The sequence below is a fragment of the Pseudomonas bharatica CSV86 genome, assembly GCF_000319305.2.
Lineage (GTDB): Bacteria > Pseudomonadota > Gammaproteobacteria > Pseudomonadales > Pseudomonadaceae > Aquipseudomonas > Aquipseudomonas bharatica.
Genome location: NZ_AMWJ02000001.1, coordinates 1,009,013 through 1,028,135, shown reverse-complemented (window position 1 = coordinate 1,028,135; position 19,123 = coordinate 1,009,013). Strand labels below are relative to the sequence as shown.

General features: G+C 55.6%; 8 protein-coding genes and 2 pseudogenes. 6 read left to right on the top strand and 4 right to left on the bottom strand.

Annotated features, from left to right (window positions below; translation table 11 throughout):
• Positions 1-8 precede the first annotated feature (8 nt).
• The 5 genes and pseudogenes from CSV86_RS04565 to CSV86_RS04545 all read left to right on the top strand — a co-directional run bounded on the left by CSV86_RS04565 (position 9) and on the right by CSV86_RS04545 (position 7,719).
• Positions 9-2,842, top strand: a pseudogene (locus CSV86_RS04565) (Z1 domain-containing protein).
• Positions 2,826-3,839, top strand: coding sequence for a PD-(D/E)XK motif protein (locus tag CSV86_RS04560; protein WP_037058887.1), 1,014 nt, complete (start codon positions 2,826-2,828; stop codon positions 3,837-3,839). Before CSV86_RS04565 ends, CSV86_RS04560 begins: the two are co-directional and overlap by 17 nt.
• A pseudogene (locus CSV86_RS04555) lies at positions 3,839-5,646 on the top strand (AIPR family protein). The gene CSV86_RS04560 and the pseudogene CSV86_RS04555 overlap by 1 nt, the downstream one beginning before the upstream one ends.
• A gap of 169 nt (positions 5,647-5,815) precedes the next feature.
• Complete coding sequence (locus CSV86_RS04550) at positions 5,816-6,688, top strand: DUF5677 domain-containing protein (protein ID WP_158487696.1); 873 nt, start codon at positions 5,816-5,818, stop codon at positions 6,686-6,688.
• A 479-nt stretch (positions 6,689-7,167) separates the two neighbouring features.
• The gene (locus tag CSV86_RS04545) at positions 7,168-7,719 is read left to right on the top strand and encodes a hypothetical protein (RefSeq protein WP_158487697.1); all 552 of its coding nucleotides are present in this window, start codon (positions 7,168-7,170) and stop codon (positions 7,717-7,719) included.
• A 124-nt stretch (positions 7,720-7,843) separates the two neighbouring features.
• Here CSV86_RS04545 and CSV86_RS04540 read toward each other — a convergent pair whose 3' ends face one another.
• Entirely contained in the window at positions 7,844-12,709 is a 4,866-nt protein-coding gene (locus CSV86_RS04540; protein ID WP_009395515.1) for an NAD-glutamate dehydrogenase, read from the bottom strand.
• Positions 12,710-13,007: 298 nt separating this feature from the next.
• Here CSV86_RS04540 and CSV86_RS04535 point away from each other — a divergent pair, with 298 nt between their 5' ends.
• Positions 13,008-13,373, top strand: coding sequence for a hypothetical protein (locus CSV86_RS04535; protein ID WP_009395516.1), 366 nt, complete (start codon positions 13,008-13,010; stop codon positions 13,371-13,373).
• On the opposite strand, the gene CSV86_RS32970 is transcribed toward CSV86_RS04535, so the two are convergent.
• The 3 genes from CSV86_RS32970 to CSV86_RS04520 form a co-directional block, all read right to left on the bottom strand.
• A complete protein-coding gene (locus CSV86_RS32970; RefSeq protein ID WP_009395518.1) occupies positions 13,368-15,932 on the bottom strand; it encodes an RHS repeat domain-containing protein in 2,565 nt (854 codons plus the stop codon). The two genes, CSV86_RS04535 and CSV86_RS32970, sit on opposite strands and share 6 nt — an antisense overlap.
• Positions 15,933-16,109: 177 nt before the next feature.
• Positions 16,110-17,476, bottom strand: a protein-coding gene (locus CSV86_RS04525; protein ID WP_085982835.1) for an IS3 family transposase whose coding sequence is annotated in 2 segments (ribosomal slippage) — positions 16,110-17,011 and positions 17,011-17,476 — 1,368 coding nt in all. Because the reading frame shifts where the segments join, the coding sequence is not laid out codon by codon here.
• Positions 17,477-17,844: 368 nt separating this feature from the next.
• Entirely contained in the window at positions 17,845-19,122 is a 1,278-nt protein-coding gene (locus CSV86_RS04520) for an ISL3 family transposase (protein WP_000610830.1), read from the bottom strand.
• Position 19,123 lies beyond the last annotated feature (1 nt).

Genomic DNA, 19,123 nt, shown 5'->3' with positions numbered 1-19,123 from the left:
AGACCTCAATGTCTGAGGAAAAAAATGGAAAATTGTAAAAATCATCCAAGATCTTCTTTCTGAAATTGACGACAAGACGCTGATAACCCCTCAGCGGATAGTTCAAGAAATGGAAGGACTCCTTAGTTATCGACCTGCTCTAGGCGACGGCATTGATCGCAAAGCGGTAGTAGAAGAATTAATACGCAGAAATAGTATATGGATAGGTGACGACTCATCACTGGTGAATATGGAGGGACATATCCCCTGGCTGACTAGCGAGCGCAAACAGCATTGGCGGTATTGGAGACGCTACCGTGAGTGGCAGGAGCTCAAGCTTCCGTGGAAAGCGATCGAAGGTCTCGACAAAGCCACTGATAAAACTCTTTCGATGCTAGAAGATCCTACGCGGGAAGGAAACTGGGACCGGCGCGGCATGGTTGTGGGCCATGTGCAATCAGGAAAAACAGCAAATTATACTGGTTTGATATGCAAAGCGGCTGACGCAGGATACAAGATAATTATTGTACTGGCCGGCCTACATAATAATTTGCGCTCCCAGACTCAAATGCGGCTAGATGAAGGATTTCTCGGGTACGAAACTACTGCTGAGAAAAAAGATGGCCCTAAACGCTTAATAGGTGTAGGAACCATTGATAGCTCTCACGAACTACGACCTCAATATGTTACTAACAGATCGGAGACCGGCGATTTCAATCTAAACTTCGTTAGAAACCTCGGCGTCTCGCCAGAAAATAAGCCATGGTTGTTTGTAGTCAAGAAGAATAAGTCTATCCTGACCAGGCTTCGCACTTGGCTGCATAATCACGTTGCACGCTCTACCGACCCTGACACCAAGCTCCCGTTAGTAACACACCTCCCACTCCTTATAATCGACGACGAAGCAGATCACGCCTCGGTGGACACCGGAGAAAAGGTTATAGGAGACGATGGCAAACCTGATCTTGAGCACGAACCCACCGCAATTAATCGCCTGATAAGGCAAATACTACATTCGTTTTCGCGCAAAGCATATGTCGGCTATACTGCAACACCATTTGCAAATATCTATATTCATGAGCACGGAGAAACGAGAAAGGAAGGACCAGATCTGTTCCCCGCAGCATTCATTACCAACCTTTCGGCCCCATCCAATTATATAGGGCCTTCTAGAGTATTTGGTTTAGCCAGCGAGAATGGCCGCGAGGGCGCACTAGATTTGGTCCGACCGGTAACAGATCATTGCTCAAGAGATGGAAAGGAAGGATGGATGCCCGTCAAGCACAAGGGAGACTATCAACCTTCACTTCCTATGCCGGCATCCTTGTAGAAGCAATTCACAGTTTCATTTTAGCCTGTGCGATTCGAAATTTGCGAGGTCAAGGTAACCAACATTGCTCGATGCTTGTTCACGTAACACGCTTCAATGCTGTTCAGCAATGTGTGTACAATCAAATTGAGGATTATATATCACATCTGAACCAGCGACTGAAACGTCAAATTGATCATCGAGGATTTCTTAATGAGCTCCAGCACCTGTGGAATAGCGATTTCTTGCCAACCAGTCAACGTACCGCAGAGCAAATTCCAGAAGAGGAAACTTATCGTTTAACCCAAACTTTTGAGGATATCAAATCCCAGTTACCAATCATACTGGAGCAAATCGATGTCCGCATGATTAATGGGACCGCAAAGGATGCCCTAGATTATGCAGATAACACCTCAGGCTTAAAGGTCATTGCTATTGGCGGGATAAGCTGGCACGTGGACTAACGCTCGAAGGTCTTTGTGTTAGTTATTTTTTACGCGCATCCAAAATGTACGACACACTAATGCAAATGGGCCGCTGGTTTGGATATCGACCAGCTTATCTAGACCTCTGCCGCCTTTATACTACAGAAGACTTGGTGGACTGGTTCGAGCACATTGCCGATGCGGCTGAGGAGCTAAGATCCGAATTTGACTATATGACTGACAGCGGTTTGACACCACGTGATTATGGATTAAAAGTTAAATCCCACCCAGTTCTCATGGTGACGTCTCCACTTAAAATGCGAACGGGACGCACTCTATACCTCTCATTCAGCGGCGAACTTGTCGAAACTGTAGCATTCTTCAAAAACAAGGAAAAACTTCAGTCAAACCTGATCGCTTTCGAGACCTTCTTGTCTACTTTGAGTACGCCGCAGCCTATACCCGATCAAGCTCGGCCTGGGCACACAGACAAATGGAATGGGGTAATCTGGAAAAACGTTTCTGCTCAACCAGTTATTGAATTTCTCAGGGCATATAAGACCCATCCTGACTCTAGAAAAGTTCGCAGCGACCTCCTCTCTGACTTCATTGAAAAAATGAGCCTTTCAGGTGAGCTCAACAGTTGGACAGTAGCCGTTATTGGTGGGAGTGTCAAAACAACACAGAAAGTTTCTGGGTATTCAATTAAACGCATGAAGCGATCGAATAACGCGTTGGACAGCGAAGACAAGTACTCGATTGGTCGCTTACTGTCTCCGCCCGACGAGGCTATAGACCTTGATGAAGACGCTTGGACAGCTGCGCTCCTCAACACGCAAAATGCTTGGAAGCCAGATCCGGCTAGAAAGAGAGAAAGAAAATACCCAGAAGTACCGAGCGGGCCTTATATAAGAAGAATTCGTGGACAGGGTGCCGAAGGTATAGCGGCTCATCCTGAACGAGGAGTACTTCTCCTCTACATCCTGGATCTAGAAGCCTCAGGTATTAACGGCATTTCAACACCAGCAATCGGTTTTGGGATTAGTTTTCCAGCGAGCAATTCGCAAAATCTATCCCCTATGTCGTGACCAACATTCTCTGGGAACAGGAGTATGGCGGTAGTGAATAGCAGCGAAATCCAAGGAATTTGGAGAGCCTTGTCCGAAGCGACTACTACGCCCGGTTGGCGAACAATCGATCTTCTCAAAGCAGGCACCTGCCAGTTAAAAGTTGCTCGACATTCGCCAAGTAACGAAGAGGCGGTTTTGATTGGGTTCGCCACAACTAAGATACCTATCGCTTCCCGCCTACCCAAAGGGCAAGGCTTCCGAATGGCGCGCGCGAACCTCAGAGGAGCGCTGGATTCTCATCAATGGCTTGCGATAATTAGACAGCCATCCGGATCTCAAGATTTATTTGCAGCAGTTGCCTGCGATCTTGCAAGACTAATATCTCACTCTGACAATATCCCGGAAAGTCAGATATATCAACACCTGCTAGCCCGAGTACGAGGCTGGCAAGAGTTTATGCGAAGGGGCCAAGACGGGCTGTCTGGCGAAGCAGAACAGGGACTGGTAGGCGAGCTCGTTCTAATCCTCAAGTCAATTGAGCAAGGTGTTATGCCATTCTCGATAATAGATGCATGGAGGGGTCCACAAAAGGGGTTGCATGACTTTCTCTTTGCAACCGGCTCGATTGAAGTTAAATCGACGATAGCTACTGAAGGTTTTCCGGTAAGTATCACGTCACTTGATCAACTTGACGATTCTCAAAGCTCACCTCTTTATCTGTTCGGAGTTCGTCTAGAAGTAACCAATGCAGGAATGAATCTACCAAGCTTTGTAAACACCTTAAGAGCTATAATAAACACAGACGCTTCAACATCAAAAAAATTCGAGTCAAGTCTTGTCGACGCTGGCTACTTTGACATACACGAAGACTTCTATGTTCGCCATTTCTCAGTATCAGAAATCAAGATAATGCTCGTAGACTCTGATTTTCCGAGACTCACATCTGCAAATGTCCCAGCGGAAGTTAAATGGGCAAAATATCAACTTGATATTTCCGCAGCGACAATTAAGACAGAGCCATTAGCATATATACTGAGAACACTTGGAGTTTATTAATGGAGCTTTTAGATTTTTTACGCGATACGCAAAACGAAATCCGCGAAGAGCTAAAAAAGGATCAAGAACCTGGTAGGATTCCGGTTTCAGCTGAGGAGCTGTTTACAGAACAGGTGATGACGCACCTCGCAGATCAAGGTATTACATTCGATACAAACGTATGCCACTATGAGGCCAAGCTTGGTGCGTACAAAGTCAAGCTCAGCGGATATTCTGTATCTGACACCACCGACGAAGAAGGCAATCCAGATCGTCTCGACCTCTTTGTAAGTTTGTATAAGGGTTCAGATGAAATTGATTTCTTATCCGACTCGGAGGTAACTCGAGCGGCGACTCAAGGTCTGAATTTCCTTAGGTTTTGTGCCAAAAGCCAACTATCTAGAAAGCTTGACGAAACCAATAACGTGTACGCTCTCGCTATAGAAGTTGAGAGAATATTCGAAAGCTTGGACAGCATCAGAATTTTTATAATCACTGACGCGAAAGTCAAAACTCGGGATTACGCCCCACAAGACGTTGAAGGCAAGCAAGTCCGAGTGGAACTTATGGATATACAGCGACTATTCAATCACTGGCAACAGGGTCGCCCGCGAGATGAGCTAGTAGTTAACTTCAATGATCTCTGCGGAGGTGCTCTTCCGAGCGTGTGGGTCCCCGGCTCGGCCAATGAAGAATACGATTATGCTCTTACCGCGATACCTGGAAACGCCCTGCGCGCACTGTACGAAAAATACGGGCCCAGAATACTCGAGGCAAACGTACGCTCGTTTCTTGGAGTTGGTGCCAAAGGAGTAAATAAGGGTATTCGAGATACATTACGAGATACGCCCGAGCGATTTATGGCCTACAACAACGGCATTGTAATAGTGGCGGACTCTGGAAAACTCGATCGTTCTATCGATGGATCGCTGGGAATCTCATGGCTACAAGGAATGCAAATAGTTAACGGCGGTCAAACTACGGCATCCATCTATTTCGCGAAAAGAAAACAGCCCGACCTTGATCTTGAGAGGGTTAGAGTTCCTGCAAAAATAATCATACTTAAATCTGACCAAAGTGATCCGGAGGAGCTAATTTCAAAATTTCTCGCTTCGCGAATAGCCAGAACGTCGTCAAGCAGTCAGACTTATCTGCTAACAAACCCTTCCATCGCGAACTGGAAAAGCTATCTACACGCGTATATTGCCCAGATGGTGTCGGCCGGTGGTTCTACGAGCGGTCTGCCGGGAGCTACAAGGTCATGCTGGAGAAAGATACAACCACCATGGCCCAGAAGAAAAAACTTCAAGCAGAAATTCCAACTTCGCGGAAGCTCACAAAACCTGATGTAGCAAAATTCCTTTTCGCCTGGGACCAAAAACCACATGTGGTAAGTCTAGGCGCACAGAAAAACTTTCAAGCTTTTATGTCCGAAATATCAGAACTAGAAGAACAAGGTAAAGACACCATCCCCACCGCAGACACCTATAAACAGATAGTAGCCAAGGCGATTATTTTCAAATCAGCACATCGTATTATTAGGCCTTTATTCCCCGCATTCCAAGCCAATATAACCGCATATACGGTATCGATTCTAGCTGCAAAACTTGGAAAAAACTTCCAACTTGATCAAGTGTGGCAAGCACAACGTATTTCACCGCAGCTCGAGCGGCAAATTGCAGTCTGGGCTCACGAGGTCAATGAAGCGCTTCACTTCGGCGCTGGCGGAAAAATGATTTCCGAGTGGGCAAAAAAGCCAGAGTGCTGGATCAAGGTTTCAGCAAAAGAATACTCCAAAAGCAATGGCGACATACCCGAAGTACTCTAGCTCTATGTAAATCGGGCCGTTTGCGCGGCCCGCGCTCAAGAATCTTAAGCACCAATTTACATCAATGAATCCATTGAATAACAAGACGCCAAGAAAAACACTATCAAACCAACTTCAAGCCATGTCAAAACGAGTGAGCCCAACGCATCATCCGCAAAGGAGCTAAATCATGCAAGACCTTATAGAAACCTCTCTCGAGGTGTATTTTGCGCTTGTCGAGGAAGTCCGCGAAGCCATGGAGAAAGCCGATAATATTGATGCCAAGTATGCCGCACATTCACGAGTAACATTGCAGTACTATTCCGAAAGATGTCACGCACTAAATACTTTACTTCAAAATTGGCATCTATGGGACTGTGACATCTTGATGCGTGCAGCCCTCGAATGCGCCACCCGTTTTTTATATGTGAGTATTGCACCTCCCGAGGAGCGCGGGCGGCGCATTGACGAATTCACCATATTATTAAATGAAATCGAAAATCTGCAGCGTTCCGAGAGAGCTAAACCCTTTGCGGAGGGTTCGTCGGATCAAGACACACGAATGCTCGTCGGAGGCGCTATTCTTAGCAAAGAACAAGAAACTAAACTTCGTGCAAAATGGCCTAAATCCAAAAGAAACATGCTCAAACAAAAATGGTCATTCAGCGAGATGACTCGAATAATTTGCGAATTCCACGACGAGAAACTAGACCTGCGACCCTATAAATCTTTTCTACACGGCTACGGCATTAGTAGTCATTTAATACATTCAGATCAAACAGCGGTGGACCTTACTTGGGATCGCTATTCGAGACCCTCTGAAGAAAGGCTTCTCTTGGAAAACGCGCACGCTGCTCGACTTGCAACAGAACCAGTATCGATATTATTCATTTGCTGGCGCGCGATAGTCTATGTAACTGGAATTGAGTCATCCAACACCGAAATTACTCAAAGAGTCTTACAATTGCATGATCAAGCAGATCTATTCCATCGAGAGTTTGCTGATTCACAGCGACATCATTACCAAACGAAACCGCTTACGGACCGCCCAAAAGATCCGTAAGCAGCATAACAGCTCAATTATCTCGCCGCCCTTCCACGACACCACCAATGCCACCCGAACATCCAATGACTGCCCCGGCCCCCAAGCCAAGCCACCCATCGCCCGATCAACCCGCTCACAAACCTGCAAATTGGTCTCAGCAGCTGACTTCAATGTCATGGACAGATGCACAAGCGCGTCTTCAATATCGACACCATCAGCAGCCTCGACCTCTGCGGACCTATTCGCTCGGTGGATCTCACTTGTAATAGACACGCTCCCTGCGTATCGAGTAGTGTCGCAAGCGAATTTGCTCCGTACCTGGTCGAGCAAACGAGGCTGTCCATCCGCGGTGTGTACACTCATTGGCACGCGGAAAGCCTCAGCCGAGAGACGGACAGCAAAAGGACCAAGGAATATTACACGCCACGCTCACTCGGGGAGTTACATACCAGCTGGGCTTTATTTACAGTTAGCAAACAACGACATGGAGCATGAATTTGAAACTAAAAGAAAAATGGAAAAACCTAAATAAGGGCTATATAGATATCTCACGCGAGGTTTATAACAAAGGATTCTCGGCCATTGGCAATTTGATTTTTTTCCCTTTTTTTGTATTCGGATTTATTCTCTTTAAAAATATTGGCAATGACAGCATTGACATAAAAACCCCATTCGAAGTTGTTTTCAACTGGACATTGCTAGGTTATTCGACTCTTGTATCTATTGCATCAATTCTCCTATACCTACTCATTGGACAGGCGTTCTTTAAGGGCTTTCTTGCTAGATCCATAGAAATGACAATGTCACTACTATTTATATGCCTGACCGGATATAGCATGAAGGTTGTAAAATGTCCATTTTTAGGCGAGCCAAATAAATATAGCTTTATTATTTTTTCTGAAATTCTCGTTTTTTGTTATTTATGGCTGCTTATAAGATTTTTTGTAGATAACAAAATTGAGAATAAAAGCAAGACATTGAAGACCCTACAATGGGTGGTGATTGTGCTTTTCATTATGCTCCTTTTAATTCCGATATTTATTTCTTAACAATGCTCGACAATTGACAAAGCACACAAGAAAGTCAGTCCCCCGAAGTTTTGCGCTCCGTTGCGCGCCCCCAACAAAAAGGCCCGGCATCACTGCCGGGGCCTTCCTGTTTCACCTCATACCATCAAGACGGCAAAACCGCCGCCTGCCCACTCAACGCCAGATCCACCAGCTCCCGGTTAGCCACCGCATACATGGCATAGTCAGTCCCGGTCGCCGCACGGAGGTCGTCAAGCATAGCCCGCCACCGCTCCACCATCACCCGATGCTGCTCCATCCACAGCGCCACCCGTGCATCCATATCCTCCGGCGCATCCGCCATCTGCAATACAGAAATCGTAATGGCCCGCTGCTGCAGATCAATATCATCCCGGAACGCTTCCCGGGCCAGGGCCTGCCAGTTGTTTTCCACGGGCAGGTTGCTGATTTCCTGCAGGTACCAGGTGAGATCCAGCGCGCTGCCCACCGCGAAGAACGCCTTGGCCACCTGAGCCGGGTTCTGCCCGGTCACGTCGGACGCTTCGATGATCGGCAGCAGGGTGTAGAGGTGCGTGGTGCCGGCGACCATCCGGGCCAGCAGTTCCGGTACGCCGGCCTCTACGAAGCCTTGATAGCGGGTTTGCCAGCGTTCGCGGGTCGGGCCTTCGAGGAGTTCGTCGAGTTTGAGGCCCAGGGCGGCGATCTGTGGTCCGAAGTGCGCGACATCGCGCCCGGCATCCTGCTCGTTGCGACGGCTGCGCAGGAACCACCGCGTAGCCCGACGGCCCAGGCGCATGAGTTCGTCCATCAGGGTGAGCTGCACTTCCGCCGGTACCTGGTAGTCCAGCGCTTCGATCTGCCGGAACCAGTGCGGGAGGTGGAAGATGTCGCGCACGATGACGTAGGCGCCTGCGACGTTGGCCGGGCTCATGCCCGTGGACTCCTTGAGCCGCTGGACGAAGGTGATACCCATGTTGTTGACCAGGTCGTTGGCGATCTGGGTGCTGACGATTTCGCGTTTCAGCCGGTGGCGGCGCATGGCGTCGGCGAATTTGTGCACCAGCGACGGCGGGAAGGCGGTTTCCATGTCGCGGGTGAGGTAGTCGTCATCCGGTACCAGGGATTTGAGCAGCGCTTCCTTGAGGTCGATCTTGCTGTAGGAGATGAGCACCGACAGCTCGGCGCGGCTGAGGCCCTGGTTGGCGGCGATGCGTTCGGCCAGTTGCTCTTCCGAGGGCAGGAATTCGATGGCGCGATCGAGTTTGCCGCGGCTTTCGAGGTCGGCCATGAGGCGTTTGTATTCGGCAATGCGCTCCTTGGCACGCCGCGCGGCCAGGGACAGGGCCTGGGTTTGCTTGTAGTTGTTGCCGAGGACGAGGGTGGAAACCTCTTCGGTCATGCTGCCGAGCAGCTGGTTGCGCTGCTTCTCGGTCATGTCGCCGGCCTGCACCACTTCGTTGAGCAGGATCTTGATGTTGACCTCGTGGTCGGAGCAGTCCACGCCACCGGCGTTGTCGATGAAGTCGGTGTTGGTGGCGCCGCCGTTGAGGCCGAATTCGACGCGGCCGAGCTGGGTCATGCCGAGGTTGCCGCCCTCGCCCACCACCTTGCAGCGCAGTTCGTTGCCGTTGACGCGCAGGGCGTCGTTGGCCTTGTCGCCGACGTCGGCGTGGCTTTCCTCGCTGGATTTGACGTAGGTGCCGATACCGCCGTTCCAGAGCAGGTCGACCGGGGCCTTGAGCAAGGCGTTGAGCAGTTCGGTCGGGGTGAGTTTGTCGGCTTCGATGGCGAAGCGTTCTTTCATCTGCGGGGTGATGGCGATGCTTTTCGCGCTGCGCGGGAAGATGCCGCCGCCCTCGGACATGATGCTGGTGTCGTAGTCGCTCCAGGCCGAACGCGGCAGGTCGAACAGGCGCTTGCGCTCGGCGAAGCTGGTCGCCGGGTCCGGGTTGGGGTCGATGAAGATGTGCAGGTGGTTGAAGGCCGCGACCAGTTGCAGGGTCTCGGACATGAGCAGGCCGTTGCCGAAGACGTCGCCGGCCATGTCGCCGATGCCGACCACGGTGATGACGTCCTTCTGCACATTGATGCCGCGCTCGCGGAAGTGGCGCTGCACGCCGACCCAGGCGCCACGGGCGGTGATGCCCATTTTCTTGTGGTCGTAGCCGGCCGAGCCGCCGGAGGCGAAGGCGTCGCCGAGCCAGAAGCCGTAGTCTATGGCGATGCCGTTGGCGATGTCGGAGAAGGTAGCGGTGCCTTTGTCTGCGGCGACCACCAGGTACGGGTCGTCGTCGTCATGCCGGACCACGTTGGCCGGTGGCACGACGCCGCCGTCCTTGAGGTTGTCGGTGATGTCGAGCAGGCCGGAGATGAAGATGCGGTAGCAGGCGATGCCCTCGGCGGCGATATCGTCGCGGCTGCCGCCCAGTGGCAGGCGCCGCGGCAGGAAGCCGCCCTTGGCGCCGACCGGAACGATGACCGAGTTCTTCACTTGCTGGGCTTTGACCAGGCCGAGGACTTCGGTGCGGAAGTCTTCCTCGCGGTCCGACCAGCGCAGGCCGCCGCGGGCGACGTTGCCGAAGCGCAGGTGCACGCCTTCGACGCGCGGCGAGTAGACGAAGATTTCGAACTTCGGCACCGGTTTCGGCAGTTCCGGGATCAGCCTGGGGTTGAACTTGAAACTGAAGTACGACTTGTTCTGGCCGTTGGCGTCCGGCTGGTAGAAGTTGGTGCGCAGGGTGGCCTTGATCAGGTCCAGGTAGCGCCGCAGGATGCGGTCTTCGTTGAGCACCTGGACGTCGTCGAGGGCGCTGAGGATCGCCTGTTCCAGGCGCTGCTGCTTGTCTTCGAGGTCTTCGCTGGTGAGCTTGCGCGCCAGGTAGAAGCGGGTCTTGAACAGCCGGGTCAGCTCGCGGGCGATGTCGGTGTGGTTGTTCAGGGTGCTGGCGATGTAGCCGAGGTCGAAGCCCAGGCGGATCTGCTTGAGGTAGCGGGCGTAGGCGCGCAGCAGGGCGACGTCGCGCCATGGCAGGCCGGCGGTCAGCACCAGGCGGTTGAAGGCGTCGTTTTCCGCATCGCCGTTGACGATGTGGACGAAGGCGTCCTGCAGCGTGTCGTTGAGCTGCTGGATGTCGAGGTTGAGGCCTTCGCTGTAGGTGAAGGCGAAGTCGTGGATCCAGAACTCGCGGCCATTGGTGTGGCGCAGGCGGTACGGGAACTCGCCGAGCACGCGCAGGCCGAGGTTTTCCAGGATCGGCAGCACGTCGGACAGCGCCAGCGGGGTGTCGGCGTGGTACAGCTTGCAGTGCAGGATGTGCTTACCGGTCTGGGTCAGCGGCTGGTAGAAGCTCATCACCAGCGGCTTTTTCTCCGACAGGTTGAGCAGGTGCTGCATGTCGACCACCGCCGAGTGCGCGGCGAAGCGCTCGCGGTAGCCGGCCGGGAAGCCTTTCGGGAAGTCGGCGAGCACGTTGGTGCCCTGGGCTTCGCCGAAGGCTTCGACGGTGAGCGCGGCGTAGTCGTCCTGCCACGAGCGGCAGGCCTGGATCACTTCGTTTTCCAGCTGTTTCGCGTCGATATCGATGCGGTTCTTCGGATCTACCCGCAGGATCAACTGCACGCGGGCCAGTACCGATTCGGAGAAGAAGGTCCAGAACTCGCAGTCGCTGGCCTTGAGGCGCTCCATCAGCACCTGCTGGATCTTCTGCCGCACTTCGGTGGAATAGATGTCACGCGGGACATAGGCCAGGCAGTAGCAGAAGCGGCCGTAGGGGTCCTTGCGCAGGAACACGCGGATCTTGTTGCGTTCCTGGATCTGCACGATGGACATCACGGTGTTGAACAGCTCGTCCACCGGGGTCTGGAACAGGTCGTCGCGGGGCAGCACTTCAAGCACCTGGGCCAGTTCCTTGCCCAGGTGGGCCTTGGCGTCGAAGCCGGAACGGCGCTCGACTTCGGCGACCTTGTCGCGAATGTACGGGATCTGGTGGACACTTTCGCCATACACCGAGGAGGTGTAGAGGCCCATGAAGCGGCACTCCTTGATCACCTTGCCGTCGGCGTCGAGCTGGCGGATCGACACGTAGTCCGGGTAGGCCGGGCGGTGCACGCGGCTCGGGTGGGCGGCCTTGGCGAAGGACAGCAGCAGCGGCTCGTTCAGGTAGGCGACGGCGTAGTCTTCGATGCGCAGGTCTTCGGCGGTGAGGCCGGCGCGCAGCAGGCGGGTCAGGCCGAGGAAGGACTGCTCGTCATACACCAACTGGCCGCCCTGGGCGTCGGCCTTGACCACGAACTCCTCGTAGCCGAGGAAGGTGAAGTGGTTGCCCACCAGCCATTCGAGGAAGCTCTTGACCTCGGACTTCTCGCCGGCCACCGCTGGATACGGGGTCTGCTCGACCAGTTCCAGCAGTTGCCGGACCTTGGCCTTCATCGGCTCGAAGTCGGCCACGGCGACGCGCACTTCGGCCAGCACCTGGGTCAGTTCGTGGGCCAGTACGGAGAGCTCGGCGTTGTTGGCGCAGCGGTCGATTTCCAGGTACATCAGCGATTCCTGCAGCACACCCTCGCCCTGGGTGCCCTTGGGCAGGATTTCCAGCAGTTCGCCGTCCTTGCCGCGGCGCACGCTGAGGACGGTGGTCTGCAGGGTGTGGATGCTGTAGCCACGACGGTTCAGTTCGGTGCGCACGGAGTCCACGAGGAACGGCAGGTCGTGGTGCAGGACTTCCACGGCGGTGTGGGTCGACTGCCAGCCATGACGCTCGTAATCGGGGTTGTAGACGTTGACCTTGGGCTGGGCATGGTCGAAGCGCTCGATGATGCGCCAGGCAGAGAGGGTGCAGCCGACCAGGTCGGACAGGCGCCGCTGGGTGAGTTCGTCCAGAGAGATGATGCCGAAGAATTGCTCGGCGAACAGCGCCACTTGTGGCAGTGCCTGCTCGCTGATGTGCTGCGCCAGGGCGGCTTTCAGTTGGTGCTGGAAGTCGGCTTTGCTGGCTGCGGTGAAAAACGCCATCTGTGGTACTCCGCTTGGGCTTTGTTTTTGAATGAAGCGTCGCGCGTGTCCGCCATATCCCGCATCAACCATAGCCAATGGCGGGCGCGGCGGAGGGAGAAATGAGAAAGAGCGGTGCTGCTGGAACCTGGGTCGTCCGGGACCGTACGGTCATCCTTTGACAACGCAGCTTAACGACAGCCCGCCCGCCGCCGCTTCCGATGCTGCGACATATTCGGACAGGCAGGTGCAGCCGGAGATTCATCCCGGGGGCAAACGCTGGCACACTTGCGTTTCATTTCCTTGATCGAGCTGCACCATGCAACTGACTTCCGCGCTGATCTTCGGCAACGCCTGCGATGACGAAGAAGACAACCTCGCTACCCTCGGCAGCAACAACACCGATGGGCGCCTGCTCATCCTTAGCCGCTACCCCGATGAAGACGAGGTCGGCCTGATGATCGAGGATGAAAGCGAAGCATTGCGGGATATCAAGGTGACCCTCAGCGCCACCCGCCTGCTGATCGAGACGGCGCCGGGGGCGACCGAGCTGTTCGGTGGGGATGATGTGCTGGAGATCGATATCGCGAGCGCGCTGGGGGATGACCTGGAGGAGATCGAGGCGGTGTTGAAGGTGCTTCTCAAGGGGGTCGGGACCCTGGTCGTCGAGCACTCAGCCTCATAGCCAGGTCTCACTGCGTTTCCTGTAGTGGACCCGCACGCCTGCGGCGATAGGGAAGTCGCGCCATTCATCTGCCCCTTGCCGGGAGTCGCTAGGCGCCTGCTGAGCAGCTTGAGTCGAGTGACCATCGCCATTGCCTGAGCGAACGAGTCGACCGGCATCCGGCATGGCGTTGGCGACATGGACAGTAATGTACATCCGCGGCTTGAAGATGCCTGGCTGGAAATCCACCGTGACTGCGGCAGGCTCCAGCTTCATGGCCTGCATCAAGTGCCGGGTAGTCTTGCCATTGAGGGTTTCGTCGAAAAACACCCGTTTCAGTTTTCCGGACCCGCTTTCCAGGCCGGCAAGCGCATCCCTTGCCTCGAGGTTGACGACGTTGCTACGCACGATGGTCGAGGGCCGGGGCACCCTGTCCAGGCTGCCGTACACGAGTTCGAGTTGATGAAGCGCCACATCGCTGGCATAGAACGAGCGGGTGTCGGTTTTCTTGTAGTTGTGCTCCATCAGCCATTGGTCGGGCTCGTAGGTGTTGGTGAACCGGCTCTCGACATAATTTTGATCGACGTAGGTGGAACGCACCGTGTGGCCCTCGACTTCGTGGGTGAAATGCTGACTCACGAATTGCCGGCGCGCCGGCTCTGCAACCACGGCCTGCTTGTCGGCCCCGACCAGTCCATGCCGGTCTTCCCGCGTCACCGGGTTGTTCCGCACCATCGCATAGCGGTTCAGCCCATCCATATCCCCTGCCGGATCCGGATTGATCCAGCGCGCCAGCCATGGCGCGTAGTAGCGCAGCCCATAGTAGTAAAGCCCGCTGCTGTCCCGTTCCCGCCCTGAATAGCGGCGTGTCTTGTAGCCCGCCTCCAGCGCCGAACGCCCCGCCCACCAGGCCGTGCCGCCGAAGGGGTAATAGCCTTCGTGGGTGATGATGCGGGCTTCGCCGTCCAGCTCCAGTGCGCTGCTGTCGTACAGGTCGTTAACGCCGTAGCGCCATTGCGGGCCGGCAATGCCCTCGGGCTGGCCTTCGCTCCAGACCAGGCAACGGCAGGATTCGACCTGCAGCACCGCGAAGGCTTCCCCTTGCCGGGTATGCAGTTCCAGGCCGGGCAGATAACGGGTTTCGCCGTGCTGCATGCGCCCGGCCACAAGCCGCGCCGCAACCTTGCGTACGCGCAGGCCGTTGCCGCCGTAGCGATACTGTTCCTCATCGTCCTGGGCGTTCGCACGCGTCACCTGGCGCAGAGCAAGCAGTCGGTCGCGCGCGCTCCATTGCAGCGGCTGGCCCGGCGCCAGTTCGAGCAGGTTGCCGTTCGGATCGAACCCGGTCGCAGGGTCTGCGGGCGCGGGTAACGCACGGTTGCTGTGCGCCGCCACCTCGAAGGTGCGGGTCCATTGCTGCTGGCCGACATGCCTCAGGGAAACCAGGTTGCCACTCGCGTCGTAGTCGTAGAACTCGCGGTAATTCAGCAACTGGCTGGTATCCGGCGCCAGTTCCGGCAAGTCCGGCCCGGAAACGACGCCCGCCGCCTCGCGTCCGCTGGCCTCGACCAGTTGGCAAAGCGAGTCGTAGAGAAAGGCACAGACCGGGTCGACCCGCTGGTTAGCAAAATGCCGTACGGGCTGGCTGTGATCCTCGATCCGCAGCACATTGCCCCGCGGATCATACTCGTAGACCAGGTCCTGGAGCATCGAGCGCCCCGGGCGGCTGGCACTGAAGCGCACAAGACGCCCATTGGCCGGATCGTAGTGCGACTGGCTGACCACGCCATTCCCGGCCGTGCGGGATTCGATCTGCAATTGGGCGTTGTAACGAATATCGGCTTGCACCCGATGCTCCGCGCCGCTGGCAAGAGTCACCGTCAGAGCTGACAGCTGGCCATTCAACCCGTAGCGGAACACTTGGCGATTGCCGCGGGCATCGATCTGCTCGAGCTTCTCCGAGGCGAGCGGGCCATGTACATGGCGGGTGGTTTCACCCTCGCCCGGCTCCAGGGACGGCGCCTGCGACCAGTCCGGCAGTTCGAGCGATTCAAGAAAACAGCGGGTTTCCCCGGATTCTTCAGCGCCCAGGCTGTAACCGATGACCATCCGGCTGCCCGCCTCATCGTCATGCCGGAGCAGCCGGCCCCGGCGATTCACATCCTCTTCCGCTCCGTAGATAAAGCGCTCGGCCAGCCGGCCAGCCTCGCGAATCGACAGCGGCCGCAGGCGCTCGTCATAGCCGGTCTGCCAGTGTCCGCCCCGGGTATCCCAGCGCTCCAGCACCTGCCCGGCGTCGCCCGGCAACAGCAATTGCCAGCCGGCATCGCCGCTTTGGTCCAGCAATGCCCTGCCGGACAGGCTGGTAAACTGCAGCTGGCTCGCCGCGCCCTGCCCCTCGAACAGCCGCGCATCCCACTGCTCGCGCTGCCGGGCAGCGGCATCGAAGCGGCTCGCCTGCACCCGCCGCTCAGCCGCTTGCCCCGCCTGCGCCCGGTGATAATCCACCCGGCGCACCTCCAGCCCGCGACCGTCGATCACGTTCAGTACCGGGGTGTGGGCATGCACCGAAGGATTCACCGGACGGCTCCAGCAATTCGTTGTAGCGGTTGTACTCCTGCTATCCGCTGGGGCCAACTGGCAGAAATAACAGGTCTGGCCAGTCTATGGCCCTATCGCTGCGGTGCGGCGGTCCGACAAGCCAGCTCCCACAGGGTGGTGAGCTGCGCCCCGGATGTTGGACACTTTTGTCTAAAGCTATGCGGCTTGTGCTCTGTACGCTACAGGGCTCAGGCCGCCGAGCTTCATCTTGATACGTTCGTGGTTGTAGTAGCGGATGTAATCATCAATCCCAGCGCGTAATTGCTCGATGCTCTCAAATTTCTCGCGGTAGAAATACTCCGACTTCAGCGTGCCGAAAAAGCTTTCCATCGCCGCATTGTCCAGGCAGTTGCCCTTGCGCGACATGCTCTGTTCCAAGCCCGCTTCTTTCAAGCGCTGGCGGTAATCCGGATAGCGATAATGCCATCCCTGATCTGAGTGCAGCATCGGCTTACTGTCAGCCGGCAGCTTCTCCAGCGCTCGTTCAAGCATCGTTCCCACCAGGGTGTAACGCGGCCGAGTATCCGTTTGATAGGCCACGATCTCCCCGTTGTACAAGTCCAGAACTGGCGACAGATAAAGCTTTTCTCCAGCCACCTTGAACTCGGTAACGTCTGTCACCCATTTCTGATTCGGCTGATCAGCAGCGAACTCCCGGTTCATGGTGTTCGGCGATGCTTCGTCCATCAGCCCTCTGTACGACTTGTATTTCTTCGGTCGTACCGTGCACTTGAGGTCCAACTCGCCCATGAGGCGGCGCACTTTCTTGCCGTTGATCACGTGCCCTTTCTGGCGCAGCGCAGCGGTCATGCGACGATAACCATACCGGCCCCTGTGGTGCTCCTGAATGCCCCGCATCGCCTGTTTCAGTGGAGCGTACTTATCCTCGGCGCCCTCGTCCCCGAAGTAGGTGTAGTAAGTGCTACGAGGCAAACCAGCAGCGATCAGCAGGTATTTCAGCCTGAACTGTCGGCGCAGCGCGGTAATCAGCTGGGCTTTTTCCTTGCTGCCCGGATCTGCCTGAGCTTCGCCTCCTCTAACTCCTCGAGCTTTTTTAGGTAGGCGTTCTCCGCTTCAAGCATGCGAACTTTCTCTAGTAACTCTTTGGGCGAGAGGTCCTCGTTACGCACGGCTGCAGGCTTGGAGGACTTGGCGGAAGGCTTAGGCATGGTGCGGGTTGAACTCTTTTCTACAGAAAGCTGGTTTGCGAGCCCGTCACTGTAATACTGGCGCAGCCATCTGCCCAGCTGACTAGAGTTACCTAGGTTGAACAACGCTGCGGCGGCGCGCTGAGAAAGACGGTCATTTAGCATGCGGTGAAGCACCGTAATCTTGAATTCGGCGCTGTGGCGCTGATGGCGACGCTCAAGGCTGGACCTGCCGTGTTGCTGATAGGCCACGACCCAACGGCGAAGCAAGGTGGGATCTATCTGGAACTGGTTCGCCACATGACGGAAACCTCGGCCTCGCTTGAGGAAGGCTTCGATGGCGGACAACTTGAACTGCTTTGAATACTTGGTCATGCAAAACACCCCGGTGTTGGATTTTTTGTCCAACATCCGGGGCGCAGCTCATGGACTGCATGCACCGAACCTGTGGGAGCTGGCTTGCCAGCGATGAGGCCGTTAGCAGCAACACACCCCTATCGCCCTGCACAGAAGGTAGAAATTTCAGGGCCCGATGAAGAAATCCCCCGCCACCGTTAGTCGCCACCCCCCTGGATGGATTAAAGTATCAGCCCCTGTCCGGGCGCTGCATGCCGCCCCGGCGTCACTCCAGGAACCGTCACGATGGAACACCGTGAAGCGCTGATCGCGCTGCGCACCTTTCTTTGGGTATACGGATTTAATGGTTGATGGGGCACCTTTACCCCACCAACCTGATACCATTATCAGATGGTTGATAGATCGACTCCGTAGTTGAGTTCCTCTGCGAAGTCCGGCAGTCCGTAACCGATGGTTTTCTTGTAGAAAGGAGAGACCTTCGCAGTCGGTGCCTTCTTCTTGTGCTTCGTGGTGTAGAGCATTCGTGCCCGCATCACCTCGAAGGAGTAACCGCGCCCTTCACGGTTCTTGTCCTTGGCCAGTCGGTTGATGGACTCCGTGTAAGCGTTGGTGACGGGCATGTCCGTCTCGAAGTAGGTCATGGTCTCTTCGCGCCAGTTTCCCACTGCCCTGACCAGATCGCTCCAGACTTCCTTTTGGCCCTTCGGGATGGTGGCTATCCACTCGTCCAGGGCGGCTTCTGCCTGGAGCCGTGTGGTGGCGTCCCAGATGCCGTAGAAGCGCTCCTTGTGCTCGTAGGCGGCCAGCAGTTGCGGGAACGCGCCTGTCCAGGTCTCCATGATGAGGCGCTCCCGGTCTGAGACTTCGTGAGCGCGTTTCAGCAGGATTTTCCGGTCTCCCTTGAGAGTCCGGCTCTGGGACGGTTTCAGCTCCTTTCTGAGGCCCTTGCGCACTCTCTCTAGGGCATCGTTGGCCATGCGCACCACATGGAACTTATCGACCACGATACGGGCCTGGGGCAGCACAGCCTTGACCGCTGCCCGGTAGGGGTTCCACATGTCCATGCTGACGATCTCGACCTTCTGCCGGTCTTTCAGCTTCATCAGGTAGTTGGTCACCACGTCCTGGCGGCGGGTGGCCAGCAGGTCGAGCAGGGTTCGCTCCTCAATGTTGGTCAGAATGCAGCGGTAGCGCTTGTTCAGGTATAGCTCGTCAATGCCCAGGATGCGGGGCGTCTCGAAGCGGTGCCAGCGCCCCAGGAACTCGGCGCGGGCGTTGAAGATGTCGCGCACCGTCTTCTCGTCCAGGCCGGTCTGTGCCGCCACAAAGGTGTAGGGGTGGTTGAAGGATTCCTTCTCCACGTACTCATGCAGCCGCAGTGTCATACGGAATCCGTCCACCATCTCCGGTAGCTGGGGCCTGAATGTTGTCTTGCAGGCCCGGCAGGTGTATCGGCGGCGGACCACCCAGAGAGTGACCCGCTTGCCGTGGATGGGCAGATCACGATAGGGAACGTCACGCTTGCCGAACCGCACGAACTCACCCTGCACGCCGCACCCCTCGCAGGCTACTGGTGTAGGTGCTTCAAGCCGAAAATGTATGTCTTCATTCTGCTCATCAGAATCCACCAACTGGTACCCAGGAAGGCTTAACGAATTAATCATC

Excerpts from the sequence above, each read along its gene's own strand:
- CSV86_RS04560 (WP_037058887.1), top strand. The coding sequence starts at position 2,826 with ATGGCGGTAGTGAATAGCAGCGAAATCCAAGGAATTTGGAGAGCCTTG.
- CSV86_RS04550 (WP_158487696.1), top strand. The coding sequence starts at position 5,816 with ATGCAAGACCTTATAGAAACCTCTCTCGAGGTGTATTTTGCGCTTGTC.
- CSV86_RS04540 (WP_009395515.1), bottom strand. The coding sequence starts at position 12,709 with ATGGCGTTTTTCACCGCAGCCAGCAAAGCCGACTTCCAGCACCAACTG.
- CSV86_RS04535 (WP_009395516.1), top strand. The coding sequence starts at position 13,008 with ATGCAACTGACTTCCGCGCTGATCTTCGGCAACGCCTGCGATGACGAA.
- CSV86_RS04520 (WP_000610830.1), bottom strand. The coding sequence starts at position 19,122 with ATGATTAATTCGTTAAGCCTTCCTGGGTACCAGTTGGTGGATTCTGAT.